A 23,844-nucleotide genomic window follows, 5' to 3' on the forward strand; every position below is an offset into this window, starting at 1 on the left:
TATGACTGCAACGAACAACTCATCTGAACAACAACCATCGCTCACGGTGTATAAAGCAAGTGCGGGAAGCGGCAAAACCTTCACACTGGCCACAGAGTATATGAAGCGTGTCATTGAGAACCCCGACGCCTATCGTTCTATTTTGGCTGTCACCTTTACCAACAAGGCGACGGAAGAAATGAAGATGCGCATCCTGAGCCAGCTGTATGGCATCGCTCATGGTTTGCCCGACTCTGATAGTTATTTACACAAGATACAAGAATCCATCCCCTTTCCCTGTGTTAAAATCCGTGAACGGGCGCAAAAGGCTTTGGGACAGTTGCTGCATAATTACAACTATTTCAGGGTAGAAACCATCGATGCTTTCTTTCAAAGCGTGTTGAGAAACCTGGCGAGAGAACTTGATCTCACAGCAAACCTAAGAATTGAGCTGAGAGATAAGCAAGTGAAAGAGAAGGCAGTAGATGAGTTGATTGAAGAATTGCAGCCAAACGACAAACTCTTGAGATGGATATACGAATACATCCGACAAAACATCTCTGACGACAAGTCATGGAATGTTATTGGAGAAATCAAGGATTTTGGCTCGAACATCTTTAAGGATGTGTATAAAGCGCACCGCGATGAACTGGAGAACGTACTGAGTCAAGACAACTTCTTTGTGCAATATACCAAACAATTGAGAAACATCCGAGATCGAGCATCAGCAGAATTCAGTAAAATGGGGGAAGCCTTCAACGAAACACTCAACCGACATCAGGCTTCTATTGATGATTTAAAGAGAGGGAAAATGGGACCCGCAGGCTATTTCATCAAGCTCGGTTCGGGTAAATATGACGACGACAAGCTGTTCAACGCCACGGCGCAAAAAGCTGCGGAGGCACCGGAAGAATGGTTGACAAAGACCAAACAAAAAGATGAGGGGTTGATGATGCTGGCTACAGAGCTCACCAACTTGCTGAATACCACAGAGCAAAGACGAAGACAACTACTTGTTCCTTTCCGCACAGCAACACTCATTTTGCGACATCTCAACCAGCTAAGACTGCTCGGGAGCATTGAGAATAAGGTAAGAGAGCTAAACGCCGACTCTAACAGCTTCTTGCTCAGCGACACACAACTGTTGCTCAACAAGCTTATAGAGGACAGCGACTCGCCCTTTATCTTTGAAAAGATAGGCACACAACTCAAACACATCATGATTGATGAGTTCCAAGATACCAGCACCATCCAATGGCAAAACTTCAAAATTCTATTGAAAGAAGTCATCAGTCATGCCGACGGTACGGGGCTCATCGTGGGCGATGTCAAACAAAGCATCTATCGGTTCCGCTCTGGTGATTGGCGACTGTTAAACAACATTGAGCAGGAATTTCCATCACAAGGTCATCTACTCGAAACCCTAAAACTTGACGTGAACCGCCGATCGGAGAAGAACATTATTGATTTCAACAACACATTCTTCTCGATTGTCGCACGAAAAGAGTATGAAGCACTGGCCACAGACAACCCTGAAGAAGCAGAGCAAGTGAAGAAAGCGTACGAGGACGTGTGCCAAAAAGCACCTGATGAGAAGACCAGGACAGGCTTTGCCAACATCAAACTCTTTCCAAAAGAAGACTATGATAACCTGATGGTGACCGAAATCGCACAGACCATCTCCACGCTGATGGAACAAGGAGTGCGGCAAAAAGACATCGCCATCCTGGTTCGTAACAACAAAGAGATACCAACCATCGCTGACTCACTGATGGAAACCATGCCGGAAATACGTCTGGTATCTGACGAAGCTTTCCGGTTGGACTCATCCATTGCGGTCAATCTGTTGATAGATGCCCTGCATTGTCTCATGCATCCAGAGGACAAAATCGCCTTGGCCAATCTATCAAAAGTATATCAAAAGCGAATACTTAACAACCAATTGGACGACAATGACTTATTCATTCAATGGAAAGATGTTACGGATTGGCTTCCAAAAGAATTCACACAACAGGCCGATTCATTGCTGACGTTACCACCAATCGATTTGGTTGAACGTTTGTTTGCCATCTTTCAGCTCGACACGCTCAAGGATCAAAGTGCATACATCTGTGAGTTTTATGACCTGCTGAATCAATATTTGACTGACAACATCACTGGATTGGACAACTTTCTGGAGCAGTGGCACGAGACATTGCATGACAAAACCATTCAAAGTGACGGCTTTGATGGAATCAGGATACTGACCATTCATAAGAGTAAGGGACTGGAATTCGACCATGTCATTATTCCTTTCTGTGATTGGCAGCTGGAAAAAAGGTACACATTATGGTGCAGAACGGATGCTGAACCCTTCTGTCAACTGCCGCTCATACCGATAGATTTCTCGGAGAAAAGCATGACAAACACTTTCTTTGAGCCCGATTATCAGCACGAACATCTGCAAAACATGGTTGACAACCTCAACCTTCTCTACGTCGCCTTGACCAGAGCAGGCAAGAGTCTCTTCATCCTTGGCCAGCGAAAGAGTGCTGGTAGGCGATCAAAGGTAATTGAAGAAAGTGTGGAAGAGATGCAACAAGCACTGTCGGGAAGCATTCTCACGGGCGATATGGATAACAAGAACGACACCATCAGCCTGGAGTTTGGAACCCTGTCCACGCCTAAAGACGAAACAAAGAGGGCTTCAGAAAACATCTTTCAGCTGCCTGTCAAGACGTTGAAGATAGGCATAGAGAGTTTTGACAACATGGTTGAATTCAGACAAAGCAACCAAAGCAAAGAGTTTGTCAGCCAAGATGAGGAGCAAGATGATAGACAATCCAGCTACATCCAACTGGGAAACATCCTCCATCAGCTGTTTTCTCAAATCAAAACCGCTGACGATGCGGAGGCAGTTTTGAAGCAATTAGAATTTGATGGCGTATTATACGATGACGTTGTGACCCGAGAAAAACTGCAAGAGATGTTGAACAAGCGGCTCAATCATCCTAAGGTTGCGAGCTGGTTCTCTGGCAAATGGAAACTATTTAACGAATGTAGCATCTTGCATGTCAATCCCACGACGGGAGAAGTGATGACCCATCGCCCGGACAGGGTGATGACCGACGGACAACAGATGATTGTAGTTGACTTCAAGTTTGGCAAGCCGAAGCCCCAACACATCGATCAAGTCAAGCAATACATGCAACTGTTAACCCAGATGGGTCATGCCCATGTGACAGGATATCTGTGGTATGTTTATAGCAACAAGATTGAAGAAGTGATATGAAAAACAGCTTTTTAAAATATGTAGCCCAAGACTTGATTGCCAAGTTCGGGCAGGATTTATCCCGCGTGGCAGTGGTTTTTCCCAATAAGCGCGCGTCGCTGTTCATGAACGAACAGCTGGCATGCCTGTCAGACCGCCCCATCTGGAGTCCGTCCTACATCACCATCAGCGACTTATTTCGTCGGCATTCTCCCTTCACCGTCGGCGATTCCATCAAATTAATCTGTGACTTGCACAAATCATTCAATGCATGTACCGGAAGCGATGAAACGCTTGACAAGTTCTATGGATGGGGGCAACTGTTGCTATCCGACTTTGATGACATTGACAAGAACATGGTTGATGCCGACAAGGTGTTTGCCAATCTTCGAGACATACACGAGTTTGATGACGTTTCTTACCTGTCTGAGGAACAAAAAAAGATACTCCAAGCGTTTTTTAAGAACTTTGATGAAGATCACGATACCGAACTCAAGCGTCGCTTTCTCAATCTGTGGAGCCATTTCAAGGATATCTATCACGATTTCAACCAGCGCCTGTCAGACCAGGGAATCGCCTACGAAGGCGCTCTCTATCGACAAGTGGCACAGAATGAGGACATCGAATTTGAATACGACCAATATGTCTTCGTGGGCTTCAACGTGCTGCAAAAAGTAGAACAAGCCCTCTTCAAACGACTGAAAGACACGGGTAAGGCCTTGTTTTATTGGGACTTCGACCGCTATTACCTGGCAGATGGCAAGCAAGAGGCCGGCCATTTCATCCGTCAATACCTGGATGTGTTCCCGAATGAGCTTGACAACCAGTCGGACGAGTTGTACAAACAGTTCACGAAACCGAAAGACATCACCTACCTATCGGCTCCCACAGAGAACATGCAAGCCCGCTACATCACCACTTGGCTTCGTGAAAAGGGGCGTATCGAAGCTGGCAAGAACACCGCCATCGTGATGTGCGACGAGCAGCTCTTGCAAACGGTGATCCACTGCATCCCACCAGAAGCGGGAAAAATCAACATCACCACGGGCTATCCGTTGGCGCAATCGCCGGTGGCATCACTCATCAACGTCCTGCTGATGCTGCAAACCTCCGGCCACATCCTCAACACAGACAAGTACCGACTGGCAGCCGTCAAGCGCGCGCTAAGGCATCCGTATGCCCAGTATATTTCAGAGAATCACCAAACATTGCTGACACATCTCGATACCGAGAAGCATTACTTTCCAACCCGCAGCGAGCTTTCCATGGACGACGGTCTGTCGCTTTTGTTCACAGACATTGATGACGACCCAACCAACAGCTTGCTAACAACATGGATACTCAATGTCCTTAAACGGATAGGACAGCAAGGAAGAGACAACGAAGACGCTTTTTTCCAGGAATCGGTGTTCAGAATGTACACCTTAATCAACCGACTGTCAGACCTGATTGCAGCTGGCGACCTCACCATCAACCTCACTACCTTCGAACGACTCATGGCCCAACTCATACAAGCCACCAGCATCCCGTTCCATGGCGAGCCCGCTGAAGGCATCCAGGTGATGGGCGTGTTGGAAACGCGCAACCTCGATTTCGACCACCTGCTTGTGCTGTCGTGCAACGAAGGCAACATGCCAAAAGGGGTGAGCGACACGTCTTTCATCCCTCACACCTTGCGTGAAGCCTACGGACTCACCACGGTGAAGCACAAAGTGGCCATCTATGCCTACCATTTTCACCGCTTGATACAGCGAGCCAGCGACGTGACGCTGACCTATAACAATTCAACCGAGATTAGCCATACGGGCGAAATGAGCAGGTTCATGTTGCAGATGATGGTAGAAAGTGGGCACCCCATCCAACGATACTCCATGCTGTGCGGGCAAAGCATGGAGACACATGGGCCGGAAGTGATTGAGAAAAACGAACAGGTGATGCAGGCTTTGAACCAGCTGGAGCAGCTCTCTCCCACCGCCATCAACCGCTATCTGCGATGCCCGTTGCAATTTTACTACAACATCCTCGCGAGATTGAAGGAGCCAGAGGCAGAGGATGCTGTCGACAATCGCATGTTCGGCAACATTTTTCACCGCAGCGCAGAACTGATTTATACCCACCTGAAGGAGAAAAACCAACGCATACAAGCCAGTGATATACATGACCTGCGAACGAAAGGAAAGCGCATTGAACAGTTTGTAGACCAGGCTTTTAACGAAGAATTGTTCAATGTAAGCAACAAGGGCTACCGACCCGAATACAATGGTCTACAACTCATCAACCGAAGGGTCATCATCGACTACCTCAACCGCTTGCTGCAAATTGATGAAAAGCTGGCACCCTTCGTCATCAAGTCACTGGAGGAGAAGGTCAGTTCGACAATTACTTTCGAGACAGCGCAAGGCTCCCACTCATTGTCCATCGGTGGTTACATCGACCGATTGGACGAGATTGTCAATCCCGACGGCACGCATCGCATACGGGTCATAGACTACAAAACAGGCAAATCCATGACATCGACGCCCGTTGACGTGGATGACATCTTTACCGATGAAAAGCTTTCAGAGAAGCACAAGGATTATTATCTACAAACTTTCTTATACGCTTCCATCGTCAAGCACCATCCCCAGCTCAATCCTTCGCAGCTACCAGTAAGTCCGGCACTGCTCTTCATCCAACAAACCGCTGGCGAAGACTACGATCCGACACTACTTTTAGAGAAGGAAAAGGTGTTGGACATTGGGGAGCATGATGCGAAATTCAAGGAAAATCTACAACAATTGCTGAGCGAAATCTACAATCCATCCATCCCCTTCGCACCCACCAGCGAACTGAAACGATGCACCTATTGTGCTTATCGCCAGCTTTGTGACCGTAACGTACCTCCAACATCGAGAAGTTAGCAGAGCCGTACACCGATAAATCGGGGTGCGGCAAACCTAAAATAACACACCCACTTCGGCTGCGTGCGGCCGTATTTCAACCGACCTCATCATGCAAAAACAGGTGATTTTACCGCAGCGGAACATCATTCCTGAGCAATTTCGACGGAGTTATCAAATAAATGATTAAATTTGTCAGTCATTCAATTCAATAAGTCAACCATAAAACAACATACAAAATGAGATTAAACGGACGAAGAGAAAGCAACAATGTAGAAGACCGCCGGCGCATGGGACGAGGCGCAAAGGCTGGCATCGGAGGCTTAGGAGCCATTGTTGTCATTGCCCTGATGACATTTATGTCGGGCGGAAACCTCGGTGACGTGATAGGAAACGTCATCCAGCAAGGCGCACTGAACGGCTTGCAAGAAGAACGTGCCCCGCAACAACGGGAATTCACGGCAGAAGAGGAAGAACTGGCAAAGTTTTCCAGACAGATACTCGCAGGCACGGAAGACGTATGGACAAAGGTATTTCAGCAGATGGGACGCAAGTACACTCCACCTACGCTGGTGTTGTATACGGGTGGCGTACAGAGTGCCTGTGGCTCGGCGACATCGGCAGTAGGGCCGTTTTATTGTTCGGGCGACCAGAAGCTGTACCTTGACCTTTCGTTCTTCACCACCATGAAACGCCAATTGGGAGCCAGTGGCGACTTTGCCTACGCCTACGTCATCGCGCATGAGGTGGGCCACCATGTGGAGCATTTGCTGGGCATCTTGTCAGAAGGACATAGCATGATGAGCCGCATGAGCAAGGCTGAAGCCAACAAGGTGAGTGTGCGCTTGGAGCTTTTGGCCGACTATTACGCCGGCGTGTGGGCCCATTATGATGATGCGGAATACAATTCACTAGAAGATGGCGACATTGAAGAGGCCATCAATTGTGCCGAAAAAATAGGTGACAATTACCTGCAAGAAAAGGCACAGGGATACAGTCAGCCAGAGTTGTTCACCCACGGAACCAGTGCACAGCGCATGAAATGGTTGAAGATGGGAATTGAAAAAGGCGACATGAGCATCAACACTTTCGATGTAAGTGAAAGTGACTTGTAAATGGGAAGCTAAAACGAAGAGCAACACTGTTTTTCGTTTTATTTTTCTATCAATCTGCTCATCGATTTTAATAGCATTGAGTTTGGCGTCCAATCTCTATCACTTTGGACACCAAACTCAATGACTTTAAGCACCAAACTCAATGCTATTGAAAAACCACTTTGCATGAATGGAAAGAACGCATGATGCAGAAAGGTGACAAACACACTTGCAATTGCCTTTTTATTTTCAAATCATCAAGATCTTAAAGCGTTGTATTGAAGAGGGTTACTTCATTTTATTCAACTCTTCATAAATGCGCTGAACGGGCAATCCCATGACATTGAAGTAACTACCTTCGAGCTTGGTTACACCAATATAGCCAATCCACTCTTGTATACCGTATGCACCTGCTTTGTCGAAAGGCTGGTATTTCTCGATGTAGTAATCTATCTCAGCATCCGAAAGTTCTTTAAACGTCACGTTTGTCACCACCGAAAAGGCACGCTGCTCCAATGTCGTTTTCAGACAAACGCCCGTTACCACTTGATGCGTCTTGCCACTCAACTCTCTTAACATGCGTCGGGCATGGTCGGCATCCGCAGGCTTACCCATGACATGTCGGCCCAACACGACCACCGTATCGGCTGTAATCAACAGCTCGTCTTGCGCCATTTCGTAGGCAGCGGCCTTTTTTTGTGCGATAAACTTGGGTATCTCGACCGTGTCTAAATCGGCTGGATAATCCTCGGGAATGCCTTCTTTCACCTTAACCTCAAAGCTCACATCAAGGCCCCGCAGCAACTCTTGACGCCGTGGAGAATGTGAAGCCAGAATGATTTTGTATGGTTTAATCATCAGAATAGTTAAAAATCTGTGGGACAAAGTTAATCAAATTCACCGAAACATTGTTTTTTTCAGAAAACATTTCGTATTTTTGTCCTATGGACAACATCAAGGTGAGTATCATTTCCAAGAGCTCTGAGTTGCCACCGATGACCTGCAACAACTTTTTTCACAGCACGGAGCTGTTCCGGATAGCCGAGCGTACATCCGGTCAAACGCCTTACATGGTTGTCGCACAAGACCAAACAGGCAAGTGTGTGGCTCACATGTTAGCCCTATTGAGATGGCATGGCACCTGGATTCCACCTTTTATATATAAGCAAGGGCGAGTTTACGGAGAGGGAGAATATGAGGACAGTTGTGAGAACAAGGAACAAGTGTTTGGGCTGATGCTGTATGAAATCAACCGCTTTTTTAGGCGCAAACTCGCGCTATACACAGAGTTCAGTGCCTTGAGCCAGAAGATGTTTGGCTATCAACACTTCAGACAGAACAAGTACTTCCCCATGAACTGGCAAGAGATTCATAACTCGCTGCACAGTATGCCGCCAGAAAACCGGTTGAGCAAGAAGACCTTGAAACGTATCGCACACGCTGAATCTGCCGGAGTGACAACGAGTGAGGTGGCTACCACAGAAGAACTCCAACTGTTTTACAATCACTTGAAAAACCACTTCAGAAGCAAAATCAAGAGATTCATCCCTTCTGAAGAGATGTTTACGAAGTTGTATCAAAATCAACACACCAAGACATTCATCACACAGTATAAAAACAAGCTGATTGGCGGATGCACCATTATCCTTTCACAAGGAAACGCTTATCTGTGGTACCTGGCGTCCAAGCGCAAGACTTTCTATCCCCTGCACCCCGACACGATCACGGTTTGGAATGCCATCAAATATGCATACGACAATCATTGCGAGCACTTCTACTTCCTCTACGCTGGCTTACCATTTAAGAAGAGTCAGTTCAGAGAGTTCATCCTCAGGTTCGGAGGCAAGCCAGTGACCAAATACCGCTGGTTCAGGATATACGTACCGTGGGTGAATCGTCTATTTTCATGGCTCTACCGGCAATAAGGTTGATGCCGAGGCGAGGCACCTCTAGACAATAAGACATCAGGATTGGATGGCGATGCAATCGTAGATTGGCACGATTTTTGCAAACTATTCAGTAGTATTTAATTAGAAAAGAAAGGTAAAAAGAGATATGACTAGTCAGTTTTCACCAAAAGTATCCGAAGTACTGGCATTCAGTAGAGAGGAAGCTACCCGACTGGCCAGCCGATCAGTTGGGCCGGAACATCTTCTTTTGGGGATGCTCAGAGAAAAGGATAGCCTGGTTCAAAATGTGTTTACACGATTGAACATCAATCTTCCAACCGTGAAAGCAGAATTGGAAAACCGGGTACGAATAGAAGAAATCAACGAACCCATCAACACGTCGGAACTCGTTTTGAACGAACGAGCCAGCAACATTTTGAAGCTGGCCGTGCTGGAAGCGAGGATTCAACATACGCAAACGGTGGACGTGCATCACCTGTTGTTGGCCATTTTGCATGACCAAGCCAACAATGGTGCCAAAGAAATTTTAGAAACAAACAACATGAATTACGAAGATACACTGACCTATCTGCGACGAATGGCAAAACCAACAAGCAGCAGACTTGACTTGCCAGACGAGGAAGAGGAAGCTGAATTTGAAGCAAGAGGGCAACACACGGGCTCTAACCAAAGCAATGCCGCACCATCTACAGCGACACAGTCGAGAAAAGGGAATGGCAAAACGCCTATCCTGGACAACTTCTCTACCGATTTGACACAAGCAGCGAGGGAGGGAAAACTGGATCCGGTGGTAGGAAGGGACAAGGAAATTCTACGCGTTATCGAGATTCTGGGACGACGAAAGAAGAATAATCCTATATTAATAGGTGAGCCGGGCGTTGGCAAAAGTGCCATCGTAGAGGGATTGGCACAACTGATTGCCAAGCACAAGACATCTCCCGTGCTATTCAACAAGCGAGTGGTAAGTCTGGATATGACAGCCATTGTGGCCGGAACGAAATACCGGGGACAATTTGAGGAGCGTATTCGTGCCCTGTTGAAAGAATTGGAACAGAATCCTGACATCATCGTTTTCATTGATGAGATTCACACACTGATTGGTGCGGGAAGTACACCAGGAAGCATGGATGCCGCCAATATCATGAAACCAGCATTAGCTCGTGGCGTGATTCAGTGTATTGGTGCCACCACATTGGATGAATATCGCAACTCAATAGAGAAAGATGGTGCCTTGGAACGCAGATTCCAAAAGGTGCTGATTGAGCCGACCACCACTGATGAAACGCTGCAAATACTGAAAAATATCAAGGAGAGATACGAACAGCATCATCATGTTCAATATTCGGATGAGGCACTGTTGGCCTGTGTCAAGTTGACAGAAAGGTATGTAACCGACCGTTTCTTCCCCGACAAAGCCATTGATGCCATGGATGAAGTGGGGTCGAAAGTGTTTTTGCAACATGCTGAAGTGCCTTCCTCTATCACCGACAAGGAAAAAGAAATCGATGCGGTGAAGATAAAAAAGCAAGAAGCTGTACGCAATCAGAATTTCGAATTGGCGGCCAGTTATCGAGACAAACAAACCGAATTGGAAATTGAGTTGGAAGACATGAACAAGCAATGGTCGTCTGGCAAGATGGATGAAAGGGTGAACATCACGGCAGACGAGGTTGCTGATGTTGTGTCGATGATGACTGGTGTGCCTGTTCAACGCATGGCAGAAGCTGAAGGCGTAAGGTTGAAGGGAATGGCCAAAGAACTGAAAGACGCAGTTATTGCCCAAGATCCTGCCATCGACAAGTTGGTAAAGGCCATACAAAGGAATCGCGTTGGATTGAAAGATCCGAACCATCCCATAGGCGCTTTCATGTTTTTGGGACCCACTGGCGTAGGAAAGACCTATCTGGCCAAGAAATTGGCAGAGCACATGTTTGGTTCAACAGACGCGCTGATAAGGATTGACATGAGCGAATACACCGAAAGTTTCAATGTTTCGCGGCTCGTGGGAGCACCTCCTGGATATGTAGGATATGAGGAAGGAGGACAACTAACCGAGAAAGTTAGGCGCCATCCCTACTCCATTGTTTTGCTGGACGAAATAGAAAAGGCGCACGGTAACGTGTTCAATACGCTACTGCAAGTGTTGGATGAAGGAAGATTGACGGACGGAAACGGTCGCTTGGTTGACTTTAGAAACACCGTCATCATCATGACTTCGAACGCAGGAACACGCCAACTGAAGGAATTTGGACGTGGTATTGGCTTCAATGCTGCCAACAATTTAGGTCCCAGCATGAATGATGAGGATAAGGAATACGCCCGTTCGATTATTCAAAAGAGCCTGAGCAAGCAGTTCGCACCAGAGTTTTTGAATCGTTTGGACGAAATCATTATCTTCGATCAGCTTGACTTGAATGCCATTAAGAAGATTATCAACATCGAATTGACGGGGCTTTTCAAACGCATTGAAGGCATGGGATACCACATTCATGTATCGGATAAGGCCAAAGAGTTTGTGGCAACAAAAGGTTACGACGTGCAGTTTGGTGTCCGTCCACTGAAGAGAGCCATCCAAACCTATATTGAAGATGGCGTTGCAGCACGCATTCTATCGGGCGAACTCCACCCTGGTGACACCATCACCATCGAGAAAAAGCCTGGAAAAGATGAGCTGGTTTTCAAATAATCAGTGCAGGCTTCGAATAAAAACGAACAAACATTCATGAACAAAAAGTCCCAAAGGTGATTTTCATCTTTGGGACTTTTTGTTATATTTTGCACGGAAATGTGGAATCATCATTCCCATTCGATGGTCGAAGGCGGTTTCGAAGAGATATCGTAACAAACCCTATTCACCCCTTTTACCTTGTTGATAATCTCGTTAGACACCTTTGCCAAGAACTCGTATGGAAAGTGTGCCCAGTCGGCAGTCATAGCATCTGTGCTGGTAACGGCACGCAATGCGACGGGATGCTCATAGGTTCGTTCGTCCCCCATCACACCCACACTGCGAATGGTAGACAGCAATACGGTTCCGGCCTGCCACACTTTATCGTATAATGGCTCGCCATCGTCGCAAATCCAATCATGCAATGCACGGATATAAATATCGTCCGCCTCTTGTAAAATGGCAACTTTCTCGGGAGTAATATCCCCAAGAATGCGAACTGCAAGGCCGGGTCCGGGGAAAGGATGACGCTTGATGAGATGCTCTGACATCCCCAATTGGTACCCAACTCGGCGCACTTCGTCCTTGAACAGCCATTGAAGAGGCTCGCAAAGTTGCAGATGCATTTCCTTTGGAAGGCCACCCACGTTGTGATGACTCTTGATAACCATGCCGGTAATACTCAAACTTTCGATGCGGTCAGGATAGATAGTTCCCTGCGCTAACCACTTAGCATCGGTGATTTTCTTCGCTTCTGCATTGAACACCTCAACGAAGTCGCGGCCGATAATCTTGCGTTTTTGCTCTGGATCGGTCACCCCTTTCAAGTCAGCAAAGAACTTCTTGCTGGCATCAACGCCTATTACGTTCAGCCCAAGACCTTCATAAGCCTTCATGACATTGCTGAACTCGTTCTTACGCAACAAGCCATGATCAACGAAAATACAGGTCAAATTACGACCAATGGCCTTGTTTAATAGTGTTGCACACACAGAAGAATCTACGCCACCACTCAGTCCTAATATCACCTTGTCATTGCCCACCTGTTGTCGAATGCTCTCAACCGTGCTCTCAATGAATGATGCAGGGCTCCATGTTTGCTTGCTGCCGCAGATATCTACCACAAAGTTTTTCAACAAAGTAGTACCTTGTGTGGTATGAAATACTTCGGGATGGAACTGAACAGCCCATGTTGGATTCTTCTCACTGGCATACGCTGCATACTTCACCTCACCCGTACTGGCAATAACATGACAATCACTTGGAATGGCAGTAATGGTATCACCATGGCTCATCCACACCTGTGACTGTGGTTGAAAACCCTTAAATAGCGGATTAGTTGCATCAAACTTTTCCAAACGAGCGCGTCCATATTCGCGCGTTCCCGTGCTTTCTATCTTTCCACCATTGGTGAATGAGATGAATTGAGCGCCGTAGCAGATGCCCAAGACGGGATACTTGCCTATGAAATCACTTAAATCACACTTGAATGCCTCATGGTCATGCACCGAATAAGGCGACCCACTCAGGATGACACCAATGACAGATTCGTCACCTTTAGGAAACTTATTATACGGTAATATTTCGCAGAAGGTATCCAGTTCACGCACTCTTCGGCCAATAAGCTGTGTAGTTTGTGAACCAAAGTCTAAAATGATAATTTTCTGTTGCATATTGATGATATTACTGGATACTGATTCGTAATGTCTAGAACGACACATTCTGCACAAGAACGAGCTAGCTTATTATTACAGTATGCCCCACTCTAATCTTCATGTCCTTCTATGGTACAAAGTTAAAGGTTTTCGAGCAAATAACAAAGGGGTGCGAAAAAAATGTCGTTGAGTAAACAATTTTAGGCGCAATTGCAGAAACCTCATATAAAAATCTTACTGACCTATCACCAAAAAGTGGCATGCACAATCCTTGAAGTGCATGCCACTACTATGATTTCTCACATCTTAATCTCTAAAAACGACAACGAATCACGCCTGTAAATCTTTGTTTTTGGCGGCGATTGACGTTGCCTCTGTACCAGAAACCGTACCTTTTTCCTTGTCTGTATCGTCGTCCAGCTTCGCCTTTAGTTTATCACTGGCCGCCTCTATCTTTTCGATTTTTGTCTGCAAACGTAGGATTTCTTTCTCCTTTATCTCAATTTCTTCACCTTGATTCCTGATGGTTGTCAATAGAGAATTCAGCTCTTCATTATCGATTTCTTCAGGATAAAGCGTGTTTACCCGATTGATAAAGTCGCCCAAGATGTTCATATAATTGGTAAAGGCATCGAAAGGACTGCTGTAAATGCCTCGATCCAATCCCACTCCAGACGATTTAGTGGTCATGAATCTAAAGTTGTTGCTGGCTTGTAAATAATCCCAATCCTGATTAATTCGCGGATCATTGGCGATTCTCACGCGATCAGCAACACTGTAAAGCTTGTTGAATGCCTCTCGCTGCATGGGGTTTCCAAGCCAAGCACTCACATCTCTCTCCTCATCATTCCAGCTAATTGTATCTGGAACATCCAAGGCACCAACGCTCTGGGTCTTTGAACATATCTCATAAGGAGTAGAAAACACGATGTCTTTATGCTTCGCACAAAACGGCAATGCCTTCAAGAACTCAAGAATGTTGCTGTCCAATGGCTGCGACATACCTATGGCAGACAGATTCATGAAGATATTGATTACCTGCTCTTTATCAGGAAGTTCAGCGATTCGGTTGATGTAATTGTCGGCAAACAAAGGATAACCTTCCCATGAACGGTTGTTGAAACGCAGTGAAATGTCGTCACTCAACTCCACGTCACGCAACAAAAGTTTCAGCTTTGGCGCCAACGTACAATGATAAACATAATGAGGTGATTTCCATCCCAGCACTTGCTTGGCGCCCTCTGTCAGCATACCATCAAACCCCATCTGCGAAACTTGCAGTCCGATGTCATCACTGTAAATCAATGACGAATTACGAAGAACGCGCGGTTGTTGGCCAAAATACTCTTCCATCTTCTTGCACTGGCGCTTCACCTCTGCCGCAAAACATTCCTCATTAATCAGCGATGAAAGACCGTGCGAATAGGGTTCAGCCAAGAACTCCACGCATTTTGTCTCATTGAGTTCTTGCAATTTTTCAAGCACTTGCGGCGCATGAATCTCCATTTGCTCTATTGCCACGCCTGAAAGAGAAAAGGCCACCTTGAAATATCCATTGTGCGTCTTAATCATGTCCAACAGGGTGTTGAGGGCTGGCATGTACGATTGATTGGCAATCTCTGTCATAGACCGCTCATTTTCATAGTCATCATAATAATAATGGTCGGTACCAATGTCAAAAAAGCGATAACGCTTCAGATGCCTAATCTGATGTATTTCGAAATATAAACAAATTGTTTTCATTGTTATTTATAGGTTTTTCGTTATTTCACACATATCTATCACACTTAACGCCAGCCCATTGTACGCTCGTAAAGCTCTCTAATCCAAACGCCTACCTTCTCCCACGTAATCTGATCCACCTCTTTCTTTCCCTCTGTTTGCAGGTAGGTGAACAGACTTTCATTGTGACAAATGGAGTAGATGGCATCCGCCAGGGCATGGATGTCCCAATAGTCAACTTTGATACAGTTGGTCAGAATTTCGGCACATCCGCTCTGTCTGGAGATGATGGAGGGTGTGCCACATTGCATAGCCTCTAGCGGAGAGATGCCAAACGGCTCGCTCACAGACGGCATGACATAAACGTCAGAAGCCTTCAAACACTCGTATACCTGTTTACCACGTAAGAATCCGGGGAAATGGAAGCGATGTGCAATGCCTCGCTGAGCCGCCAGATAAATCATCTGGTCCATCATGTCGCCCGACCCTGCCATACAAAAACGTACATTGTGTGTGCGATGAAGCACCATGTTGGCAGCCTCCACAAAGTATTCAGGACCCTTCTGCATGGTCAAACGCCCTAGAAAAGTGACGACTTTCTCTTTCCCGCGGTGGTCCGCGCGAGGGATATCTTGTAATTCTTGTCGCAGTGGATAAACCGCATTATGTACCGTAAAGCACTTTCTGGGATCCTGATGATACTGATTAATGACCGTCTGTCGGGTCAGCTCACTCACACACATGATACAGTCGGCATTGTCCATTCCGTTTTTCTCCATGCCATAAACGGTTGGATTCACCTTGCCCCGACTACGGTCAAAGTCGGTTGCATGCACATGAATGCATAGCGGTTTCCCGCTCACTTGCTTCGCATGGATGCCGGCAGGATAGGTCAGCCAGTCGTGTGCATGGATAATGTCAAAGTCAAGTGAACGAGCAACCACGCCTGCCACGATAGAATAATTATTGATTTCTTCATGCAAATTGTCGGGATAACGACCTGAAAAATCCAAACATCCCAAGTCGTTAACATTCATGTAATTGAAATCAGCATAAATGTGATCCCTGAATCGATAATACTCCTGGTAGTCAGTGATGTTGCCTATCCTACTTTTCACATAGTCAGCATCCACGTCACGCCAGGCAATAGGCACGTTGTTCATGGCAACCACATGGGCGTTCGACTGATCTTCGTCACCCCATGGTTTTGGCAGACAAAAGGTAATGTCCATGTCGCCCTGCGCTTTCAGTCCTTCGGTGATACCAAAACTGGCCGTACCCAGACCACCGAGGATATGAGGAGGATACTCCCATCCAAACATCAATACTTTCATTTGTTCATCCTCCTTTTCAATATTTATACTTTTCTAACAACTCCAGTGTGCGCAACACCTCTGCCACGTTCATGGCATACGAGATGGCTCCACGCCCATGGAACGGCGGATTGCCATCAAACAACTCGGGAATCGTACCCAAGCAGTGCTGCATCATCTCGTCCTCATAACCCACCATCTGACGCTCAATGAAACTCAATCGCGTTCGTTTGTACAATTTCAGACACGCTTCCATATAAAAACCACCCAGCCAGGGCCACGCCGTTCCCTGATGATAGGCATGGTCGCGCTGCGTCTGCGGCCCCACATACATGGGGTTGTAACCATTGCTTTTGGGTGACAACGAACGCAATCCCTTTGGGGTTAGCAGTTCTCGGGTACAAACATCCAAGACATTTTTCTTCTGCTCTTGTGTAAGCGGTGAATAATCAAAGGCAACAGGGAATATCATATTGGGTCGAACGCTCCAATCGGGGCGCCCATCATCAACATAATCAAACAGATAACCGTGTTCGTTATAGAAGGTATTCACAAACGATTCCTGGCATTTTGTCGCCAAAGCTTCATAATGATCTACAGTTTTTAGGTCTCCGCTTTCTTCTGCCAAGGCTGCTACATACTTCAGCGCATTGTACCATAGCGCATTAAACTCTACGATGTACCCCGAACGTGGCACAACCGGACTGCCATTCGCTATAGAGTTCATCCATGTCACCGGCTTATCTCTGCCATTCGACTTGAGCAGTGCATTACTCTCGAGGCTGAGATTAGGATGGCGTCCAGACTCGATGAAATCAACGATTTTCAACACAAATTGATAATACCGACTGATACATTGTTCCATTCCAGCTTCCTTACCGTATTGCTGAATGGCCCATACCGCCCACAACAACACGTCGGGTTGCTCTATCTCATATATTTTTACGGTCAACGGCCTGCCTTCCATAAACTCGGTGAGACCTCTCATGGCCGTTGCCATCACTAACTCAAAATAGTCTTGTTCCTCGATAGACAAGGTCAATCCAGGCAGGGCGATAAACGTATCGCGCGCCCTACACTTAAACCAGGGATAACCAGCCAGGATGTACCGTTCGTCTTCAGACGTACGATTGTGGAACTGATGGGCAGCGTTGACCAGACAATGAAAGAAATTGTCGCGCGGACTACGCGCCTCTACTTCTTCGCCGAAGAGTTGTTGCAGCTCTTTCGGATCGCAGGAAGAGGTAGATGCCGAGAACACGACCCGCTCTCCTTTCTTGATGTTCAGCTCGAAATATCCGGGCACATAGAGATCTTCATTGGACGCATACCCACGCTCACGTTCTTTAGGATACTCCACCCCACGATACCAATCGGGCTGGAACACAAACTCATTGTCTTTAGAGAACTGCATGAACAGCTCCGGATAACCTGGGTACATACATGTCTTGATGCCCTTGTCCACTTGCACAAAGTCTCTGCTGGCCGTCGCATTTTCGTGCGTGAACTGTCGAACGCTACGGAATGCCAAGAAAGGTTTGAAACGCAAAGTGGTTTCAGAGTGTGCATCCAGCAGCGTATAGCATATCAAGATTCGGTCTTCATAGTGCTGGAAAACCACTTCTTTCTTCAACATAACTCCACCTACCCGATAGATGGTCGTAGGAACTTTGTCACAATTGAACTCGCGAATATACTTGTGTCCATTCGGACTGAAATGATCGCCCTGATATTTGTGCAAACCCAGGTTGAAGGCTGCACCATGCTGGATGACCGTAACATCCAACGACGACAATAACACATGATTATCATCGTCAAGTTCGGGGACGGGAACAACCAACAAGCCGTGATACTTGCGGGTGTTGCAATCCACAATGGTAGAACAGGAATAGGCTCCCGACCGATTGGTACGCAGCAATTCTCTCTGAAGAGATTCCTCCAAATTAGTCATGAAAGCCCGCTCAAATTTAAGATAGCTCATAGGCCTATTAAGGTATAATATTGGTCTGTTACTAGATTTAACGGCCGCAGCAAACAACATTTCTGCGTGTTTGACGGCGGATTCAAAGTTAGTCATTTTTCAATTGAAAGCAAAATAAAACCGAACTTTATTTGTAAAATTCATCTTATTTCGCTCTGGATGAGCAACAAATGTGGTTTTCTCTCTTGTCTGTCGATGTTAGTAGGCAACGTGGTTCCAGCATCATTCACAAGCATGTTTTCACCAATATCATTTCCGTAAAAAACCAATACCGATACAGGTACGCAGACGGATGTAACGCCCAAAAACCAGTTCAGTGAACGCTGGTAAACAAAACTCAATGAGTTTGATGCCCAAAGTCAATGAGTTTGGAGGTCAAAGTCAATGCGTTTAGAGGCCAAACTCAATGGGTTTGGAACCGAAACGCTGAAGCCTTGGGAGACAACTGCAAAAATAAGAAAAGAGATTAGTCGGGCAACAAGAAATTGATGGCTTCGGGTTCTATCGACAACGTGAATTTTCCAACCGGCGTCTTCATCAGTCGTCCATCAATACCCACCATGGCATGTTCTGCTGTAAACACCTCAACTTTTTTAGTACGATAAGGGTGTACGCTCTTGTGATTGAGAAACTTACCCCGCAAGAACAAGTAGATTCCCTCAAAAAGTTGGGTCATTTCGGGATGATAGACCAAAGAAACATCCAACTGACCGTTGTAGGGAACGGCGTTTGGCGTTTGGCCATACCCCAGCGAGTTGCCCACGCACACCGTCATCACCTTACGCTTAATGATATCGGTATTAATCTTGAGATGCATTTTATAATCCAGTCGTTGGAAGATTAACAAGGCGAAAGAAAAAAAGAACGACAGGGTTCGCGACCCAAATAAGCGGCGTGTTTTGCGGCGCAGGTTCATGATGGCTGCTATGAAGCCTATGTTCACACAATTCAAGAAATAGCGCCTGCACGCCTCACCGTTTTTATTAGTGTACCGCATGCAACCCAAATCCAATTTCTTGACACGGTGTTTTTTCAGCGCTTTGATAATACGTTCTTCCTCACCTTCCCGCATATTCCAGAAATGAGCAAAGTCGTTCATCAGTCCATTGGGGATAAGTCCTAAAGAAATCTCGTCACGCAGCTGCGAGTCGGCCTGCATCATGCAGTTGATGGTGTCATTGAGAGCCGAGTCACCACCAACGATGACAATCGTCTTGTACCCCGAATTGATGAACATCTTGACCAAACGACTCACGCTTGCGGAATTCTCGCTTTGCACATAGTCGTACTCCACCCCATTGGCCTTCAGGCTTCTTTCGATGCGCTCCCAATGTTTTTGTGGTCTTAAAGCATTGCTCTTGGGGCAGTAAATAATCCCCCACCGTTTGTTGTCAATAGCCATATATCTCTTTCGTTCTTGTTATTTTTTCTTCCATGGGCAGCGTCGCGTCAATCCAATGGATGACGAACCCTCGCCGTTCCATTCCCCTGAACCAAGTCATTTGTCGCTTGGCAAACTGATGGATGGCAATTTCGAGTTGCTGAAACATCTCGTCATAGGTAGTTTTTCCAATGACATATTCGGTCACATACTTATATTCCAATCCGTAATAGATTAGATTTTCGGGCGGTATACCTGAAGCCAATAACCCTTGAATCTCCTCGATCATGCCATTTTCCAAACGGTGCTTCAGTCTGTCAGTAATCTTTTTCCGGCGTTCTTCCCTGTCAATGCGCAGTCCGATGATGCATGCGTCAATGGGTGGCAGTGCGCGTTGGGGCATGGGATGCTGCAATAGATGGGTTTCAATCTCAATGGCCCTGATGGCGCGCTGCGCTGTATCTACGTCAGATTGATTGTGCATCACCGAATGGTTTTTATGCTTCAAATCAATCAATATGTCCGTCAATTCGGCCAAAGACTTGCCGCTTAGCTGCTGCCTCAGATGCTCATTCTGGGGCACGGGCGACAGCGCATAACCTTTCAACACGGCTTCTATGTACAGACCAGTGCCGCCACAGAGGATGGGAATGATGCCTCTGGAAACAATATCCTCGTATGCTGCATGAAAATCTTGCTGATACCGGAACAGATTGTACTTCTCACCAGCATCTACAATGTCAATCAAATGATAGGGAATTTGCTTGTGAACGACATAGTCAGAGAGGTCTTTGCCTGTACCGATATCCATCCCTCGATACACCTGTCGGCTGTCGGCGCTAATGATTTCAGCACCGATATCGGCTGCAAGATGGGCTGCAAATGCCGTTTTCCCACTGGCCGTTGGACCTAAGATTGTTAACATCTTCACGCGACAAATATACTAAAAAAAAGCCGTTCGAGCTATCTCGAACGGCTTATTTATCGTTAAACGACTATTTTTGATTAGCCATTAACCTTTGCCATGTGCTTGATCAACTCAACAACCTTGTGTGAGTAACCAATTTCGTTATCGTACCAAGATACAACCTTTACGAAGGTGTCTGTCAAAGCGATACCTGCCTTAGCGTCGAAGATAGAGGTACGTGGGTCGCCCAAGAAGTCAGAAGAAACAACAGCCTCTTCGGTGTATCCAAGAATACCCTTCAGTTCGCCCTCAGAAGCGTCCTTCATTGCCTTGCAAATCTCGTCGTATGAAGCTGGCTTAGCCAAGTTAACGGTCAAGTCAACAACAGAAACATCCAAAGTAGGAACGCGCATTGACATACCTGTCAGCTTGCCGTTCAACTCAGGAATCACCTTACCTACAGCCTTAGCAGCACCTGTAGAAGAAGGAATGATGTTGCCAGAAGCGGCACGTCCACCACGCCAATCCTTCATAGAAGGACCATCAACAGTCTTCTGTGTAGCGGTAGTAGAGTGTACAGTGGTCATCAAACCATCGGTAATACCAAACTTGTCGTTCAACACCTTAGCGATAGGAGCCAAGCAGTTGGTGGTGCAAGATGCGTTAGAAACAAACTGTGTACCCTTCTCATACTTCTCGTGGTTTACACCGCAAACAAACATTGGAGTGTCATCCTTAGAAGGAGCTGACATCACAACATATTTGGCACCAGCCTGGATGTGAGCTTGTGATTTCTCTTTGGTCAAGAACAAACCTGTAGACTCAACAACATATTCTGCTCCAATCTCATCCCACTTCAAATCAGCAGGGTTGCGTTCTGCAGTCACACGAATCTTATTACCGTTTACAATCAGCTCAGATTTCTCAACGTCATACTCGATTGTACCGTTGAACTGACCGTGCATGGTGTCATATTTCAGCATGTATGCCAAGTAATCAACTGGACAAAGGTCGTTAATACCTACAACTACTACGTCTTTTGCATTAGCTTCTTCCAAAGAAGCACGGAAAACGAAACGACCGATACGGCCAAAACCGTTAATACCAATTTTAATCATTTTACTTTTAGTTTATTTATTAAAGGGTTAAATTATAAATCATAGAAATGATTGTCATCCTGATGACAGAATCTCTCATCGTGTCATGAAACAACGAAAAAAACGAACGTCAAGTAACAATTATCCTTTATTTGTATGCAAAGTTACAATTTATTTTCTATATTTGCATGTGATTCATGTATTAAATAATATAAAAAAGCCTTGTTATTCGATAACTTTACAGAATATAATCATCGAAAAAGAACAATGACAAGTCTACATGACAAAATATCGATTATTATTATAAAAAAAGACAATTATGAAGAAGTTTTTAAATGAGTTCAAAGCATTTGCCATGCGTGGCAATGTAGTAGACATGGCTGTCGGTGTAATCATCGGAGGTGCCTTCGGCAAAATTGTTACGTCCCTCGTGAATGATATCATCATGCCTCCCATTGGTTTTCTGCTTGGCGGTGTCAACTTTAAAGACTTGAGTATCAAACTGGGCGAGAAACTTTCAGAAGATGGCAAGACCATGGAAGCCGTAACGGTGAACTATGGCAACTTTATTCAGCAGACAGTAGATTTCCTGATTATCGCCTTCTGCATATTCTTGCTCGTCAAAGCTGTCATGAAACTCACCAAGAAGAATGAAGAAGAACCTGAACCCGCAAAACCTGAACCAACAGCAGAAGAGAAACTGTTGACGGAGATTCGTGACTTGCTGAAGAACAAATAAGCAAAATTCTTCGTTTACATACAAGAAACAAGTGGGTAGGTCTATCATCTTTACAGACCTATCTGACGATAACAACGGATGCTTCACGATGAAACATCCGTTGTTTTCTTCGTCTTTCACGCACAAAGCCAACGGCAGGCGCGCAGAAAATCAACCCACTGGTGCGACCTTCAACGGCGACTAATCTTTCAAAGAATAGGTAATGGTGGTCACCACTCTTACTTTTTTGATGTAAGGCGTGTTGGAATCACGGTCCTCAATGGAGAACTGTCCTTGATCAGCACTGGTTATTTTGTTCAGTTTGCTGCGACTGTTTTCGGCAAATTGCTGGGCTGTTTTCTCTGCATTATCTATGGCTTCCTCCATCATCTTGGGCTTCATGGCCGCGAAAGACACATATTCGTATTTCACAGGATTCTCATATCCCCCATCCACGATGGCCACTCCTTCCTTTAGTAAGCTACCTTGCTTGGCGATAATGCTTCTCACCAACTTCACTTTCTTCGAGGTTACGGTTATCGATGAGGTGATGTTATAGCGATAACGCGACTCATTGCTGGAATATTGGTTAGCATTCATGTCAATCACGGAGGGTGCGTTAACGCTGATTTCGCTTTCCGAAATACCATTGCTCAGCAAGAAATTTTTGATGATGGCCTGTGTGTTGGCGATGTTTTTATACAGCTGTGGCAGGTCGTTGCCAATTTCTTTTGATAAGATGGGCCATGTCACTTTGTCCGCCTCAACCTCTTTTTCTGACAATCCTTTTACCGTTACCTTGTTGTCTTTGTTCACAAAGTTATCGATACCGCCCTTAATCGCAAATCCTAAAACGACGATACTGAAGGCGATGAGTGCCGCAGATAAAACTTGTCCTTTCATATTTTTATGTTTTTGATAAATCATTCTGTATGACACAAATATAGGGTTTTCATTTCAATTGCATGCGCGAATGGAATAACAAAAGCACATAATTAGAATAAAATAACCTTTTGTCAAACATTATAACACATCAAATAGTAAGGGAAAAACATCTCACACGTAGGGCTGACAGCTTCTTCCTAAAAGAGAAAGTCAAGGTAAACGGAGACCAAGAAAAACCAACTAATATATTTTGAAGTATGCACTGTTTGGGCTAACTTTGCAGACAAAACGCAGAAAGGCTTTGCATCTTTGAATCTAATAGATAGAATACGCCCGGCTCATTCTGCTTAGTCATCAACTCTTAGTAAGACAAAAACAGTGCATATAGCCATCGCAGGAAACATC

At 45.7% G+C, this 23,844-nt stretch carries 16 protein-coding genes; 7 read left to right on the plus strand and 9 right to left on the minus strand.

What is annotated here, in order from left to right; genetic code table 11:
- Position 1 precedes the first annotated feature (1 nt).
- The 3 genes from HMPREF0650_RS03055 (at position 2) to ypfJ (ending at position 7,223) form a co-directional block, all read left to right on the plus strand.
- Entirely contained in the window at positions 2-3,250 is a 3,249-nt protein-coding gene (locus HMPREF0650_RS03055; protein WP_004348293.1) for a UvrD-helicase domain-containing protein, read from the plus strand.
- A complete protein-coding gene (locus tag HMPREF0650_RS03060; RefSeq protein WP_004348294.1) occupies positions 3,247-6,129 on the plus strand; it encodes a PD-(D/E)XK nuclease family protein in 2,883 nt (960 codons plus the stop codon). The genes HMPREF0650_RS03055 and HMPREF0650_RS03060 overlap by 4 nt, the downstream gene beginning before the upstream one ends.
- A 218-nt stretch (positions 6,130-6,347) precedes the next feature.
- Complete coding sequence (gene ypfJ, locus HMPREF0650_RS03065; RefSeq protein ID WP_004348295.1) at positions 6,348-7,223, plus strand: KPN_02809 family neutral zinc metallopeptidase; 876 nt, start codon at positions 6,348-6,350, stop codon at positions 7,221-7,223.
- 267 nt (positions 7,224-7,490) lie between these two features.
- Here the strand turns inward: ypfJ and HMPREF0650_RS03070 are convergent, their stop codons facing one another.
- The gene (locus tag HMPREF0650_RS03070) at positions 7,491-8,060 is read right to left on the minus strand and encodes a Maf-like protein (protein WP_004348296.1); all 570 of its coding nucleotides are present in this window, start codon (positions 8,058-8,060) and stop codon (positions 7,491-7,493) included.
- A gap of 86 nt (positions 8,061-8,146) precedes the next feature.
- Here HMPREF0650_RS03070 and HMPREF0650_RS03075 point away from each other — a divergent pair, with 86 nt between their 5' ends.
- Both HMPREF0650_RS03075 and HMPREF0650_RS03080 read left to right on the plus strand, forming a co-directional pair.
- Positions 8,147-9,127: a GNAT family N-acetyltransferase gene (locus tag HMPREF0650_RS03075; RefSeq protein ID WP_040562273.1), complete on the plus strand. Its 981-nt coding sequence runs from the start codon at positions 8,147-8,149 to the stop codon at positions 9,125-9,127.
- A 130-nt stretch (positions 9,128-9,257) separates the two neighbouring features.
- A complete protein-coding gene (locus HMPREF0650_RS03080) occupies positions 9,258-11,798 on the plus strand; it encodes an ATP-dependent Clp protease ATP-binding subunit (protein WP_004348299.1) in 2,541 nt (846 codons plus the stop codon).
- Between the two features lie 110 nt (positions 11,799-11,908).
- Here HMPREF0650_RS03080 and guaA read toward each other — a convergent pair whose 3' ends face one another.
- From guaA to gap, 7 genes are all read right to left on the minus strand, one after another.
- Positions 11,909-13,453 (minus strand): glutamine-hydrolyzing GMP synthase, encoded by a 1,545-nt coding sequence (guaA, locus tag HMPREF0650_RS03085; RefSeq protein ID WP_004348300.1) that lies wholly within the window; start codon positions 13,451-13,453, stop codon positions 11,909-11,911.
- A 312-nt stretch (positions 13,454-13,765) separates the two neighbouring features.
- Positions 13,766-15,178, minus strand: a complete 1,413-nt coding sequence (locus HMPREF0650_RS03090; protein ID WP_004348301.1) for a glycoside hydrolase family 57 protein — start codon at positions 15,176-15,178, stop codon at positions 13,766-13,768.
- Positions 15,179-15,222: 44 nt separating this feature from the next.
- Positions 15,223-16,491, minus strand: coding sequence for a glycosyltransferase family 4 protein (locus HMPREF0650_RS03095; RefSeq protein WP_004348303.1), 1,269 nt, complete (start codon positions 16,489-16,491; stop codon positions 15,223-15,225).
- Positions 16,492-16,507: 16 nt separating this feature from the next.
- Positions 16,508-18,451 (minus strand): glycogen debranching enzyme N-terminal domain-containing protein, encoded by a 1,944-nt coding sequence (locus HMPREF0650_RS03100; protein ID WP_004348305.1) that lies wholly within the window; start codon positions 18,449-18,451, stop codon positions 16,508-16,510.
- 466 nt (positions 18,452-18,917) lie between these two features.
- Positions 18,918-19,853 (minus strand): diacylglycerol/lipid kinase family protein, encoded by a 936-nt coding sequence (locus HMPREF0650_RS03110; RefSeq protein ID WP_004348306.1) that lies wholly within the window; start codon positions 19,851-19,853, stop codon positions 18,918-18,920.
- On the minus strand, positions 19,843-20,757 hold the full coding sequence (gene miaA / locus HMPREF0650_RS03115) for a tRNA (adenosine(37)-N6)-dimethylallyltransferase MiaA (protein WP_004348307.1): 915 nt from the start codon (positions 20,755-20,757) through the stop codon (positions 19,843-19,845). The genes HMPREF0650_RS03110 and miaA overlap by 11 nt, the downstream gene beginning before the upstream one ends.
- A gap of 80 nt (positions 20,758-20,837) precedes the next feature.
- Positions 20,838-21,857, minus strand: coding sequence for a type I glyceraldehyde-3-phosphate dehydrogenase (gene gap, locus HMPREF0650_RS03120; protein ID WP_004348308.1), 1,020 nt, complete (start codon positions 21,855-21,857; stop codon positions 20,838-20,840).
- A gap of 298 nt (positions 21,858-22,155) precedes the next feature.
- On the opposite strand from gap, the gene mscL reads away from it, so the two are divergent.
- Both mscL and HMPREF0650_RS13010 read left to right on the plus strand, forming a co-directional pair.
- The gene (gene mscL / locus HMPREF0650_RS03125; protein ID WP_004348309.1) at positions 22,156-22,575 is read left to right on the plus strand and encodes a large-conductance mechanosensitive channel protein MscL; all 420 of its coding nucleotides are present in this window, start codon (positions 22,156-22,158) and stop codon (positions 22,573-22,575) included.
- Between the two features lie 31 nt (positions 22,576-22,606).
- Positions 22,607-22,759 carry a hypothetical protein gene (locus tag HMPREF0650_RS13010; protein WP_155813561.1) on the plus strand — a complete coding sequence of 51 codons (153 nt, stop codon included), beginning with the start codon at positions 22,607-22,609 and terminating at the stop codon, positions 22,757-22,759.
- Here the strand turns inward: HMPREF0650_RS13010 and HMPREF0650_RS03130 are convergent.
- A complete protein-coding gene (locus HMPREF0650_RS03130; RefSeq protein ID WP_040562288.1) occupies positions 22,756-23,457 on the minus strand; it encodes an SIMPL domain-containing protein in 702 nt (233 codons plus the stop codon). The two genes, HMPREF0650_RS13010 and HMPREF0650_RS03130, sit on opposite strands and share 4 nt — an antisense overlap.
- Positions 23,458-23,844 lie beyond the last annotated feature (387 nt).

Origin of the sequence: Hoylesella buccalis ATCC 35310 (assembly GCF_000177075.1) — a bacterium.
In the GTDB taxonomy this organism is placed as follows: domain Bacteria; phylum Bacteroidota; class Bacteroidia; order Bacteroidales; family Bacteroidaceae; genus Prevotella; species Prevotella buccalis.

Excerpts from the sequence above, each read along its gene's own strand:
- HMPREF0650_RS03055 (WP_004348293.1), top strand. The coding sequence starts at position 2 with ATGACTGCAACGAACAACTCATCTGAACAACAACCATCGCTCACGGTG.
- HMPREF0650_RS03060 (WP_004348294.1), top strand. The coding sequence starts at position 3,247 with ATGAAAAACAGCTTTTTAAAATATGTAGCCCAAGACTTGATTGCCAAG.
- ypfJ (WP_004348295.1), top strand. The coding sequence starts at position 6,348 with ATGAGATTAAACGGACGAAGAGAAAGCAACAATGTAGAAGACCGCCGG.
- HMPREF0650_RS03070 (WP_004348296.1), bottom strand. The coding sequence starts at position 8,060 with ATGATTAAACCATACAAAATCATTCTGGCTTCACATTCTCCACGGCGT.
- HMPREF0650_RS03075 (WP_040562273.1), top strand. The coding sequence starts at position 8,147 with ATGGACAACATCAAGGTGAGTATCATTTCCAAGAGCTCTGAGTTGCCA.
- HMPREF0650_RS03080 (WP_004348299.1), top strand. The coding sequence starts at position 9,258 with ATGACTAGTCAGTTTTCACCAAAAGTATCCGAAGTACTGGCATTCAGT.
- guaA (WP_004348300.1), bottom strand. The coding sequence starts at position 13,453 with ATGCAACAGAAAATTATCATTTTAGACTTTGGTTCACAAACTACACAG.
- HMPREF0650_RS03090 (WP_004348301.1), bottom strand. The coding sequence starts at position 15,178 with ATGAAAACAATTTGTTTATATTTCGAAATACATCAGATTAGGCATCTG.
- HMPREF0650_RS03095 (WP_004348303.1), bottom strand. The coding sequence starts at position 16,491 with ATGAAAGTATTGATGTTTGGATGGGAGTATCCTCCTCATATCCTCGGT.
- HMPREF0650_RS03100 (WP_004348305.1), bottom strand. The coding sequence starts at position 18,451 with ATGAGCTATCTTAAATTTGAGCGGGCTTTCATGACTAATTTGGAGGAA.
- HMPREF0650_RS03110 (WP_004348306.1), bottom strand. The coding sequence starts at position 19,853 with ATGGCTATTGACAACAAACGGTGGGGGATTATTTACTGCCCCAAGAGC.
- miaA (WP_004348307.1), bottom strand. The coding sequence starts at position 20,757 with ATGTTAACAATCTTAGGTCCAACGGCCAGTGGGAAAACGGCATTTGCA.
- gap (WP_004348308.1), bottom strand. The coding sequence starts at position 21,857 with ATGATTAAAATTGGTATTAACGGTTTTGGCCGTATCGGTCGTTTCGTT.
- mscL (WP_004348309.1), top strand. The coding sequence starts at position 22,156 with ATGAAGAAGTTTTTAAATGAGTTCAAAGCATTTGCCATGCGTGGCAAT.
- HMPREF0650_RS03130 (WP_040562288.1), bottom strand. The coding sequence starts at position 23,457 with ATGAAAGGACAAGTTTTATCTGCGGCACTCATCGCCTTCAGTATCGTC.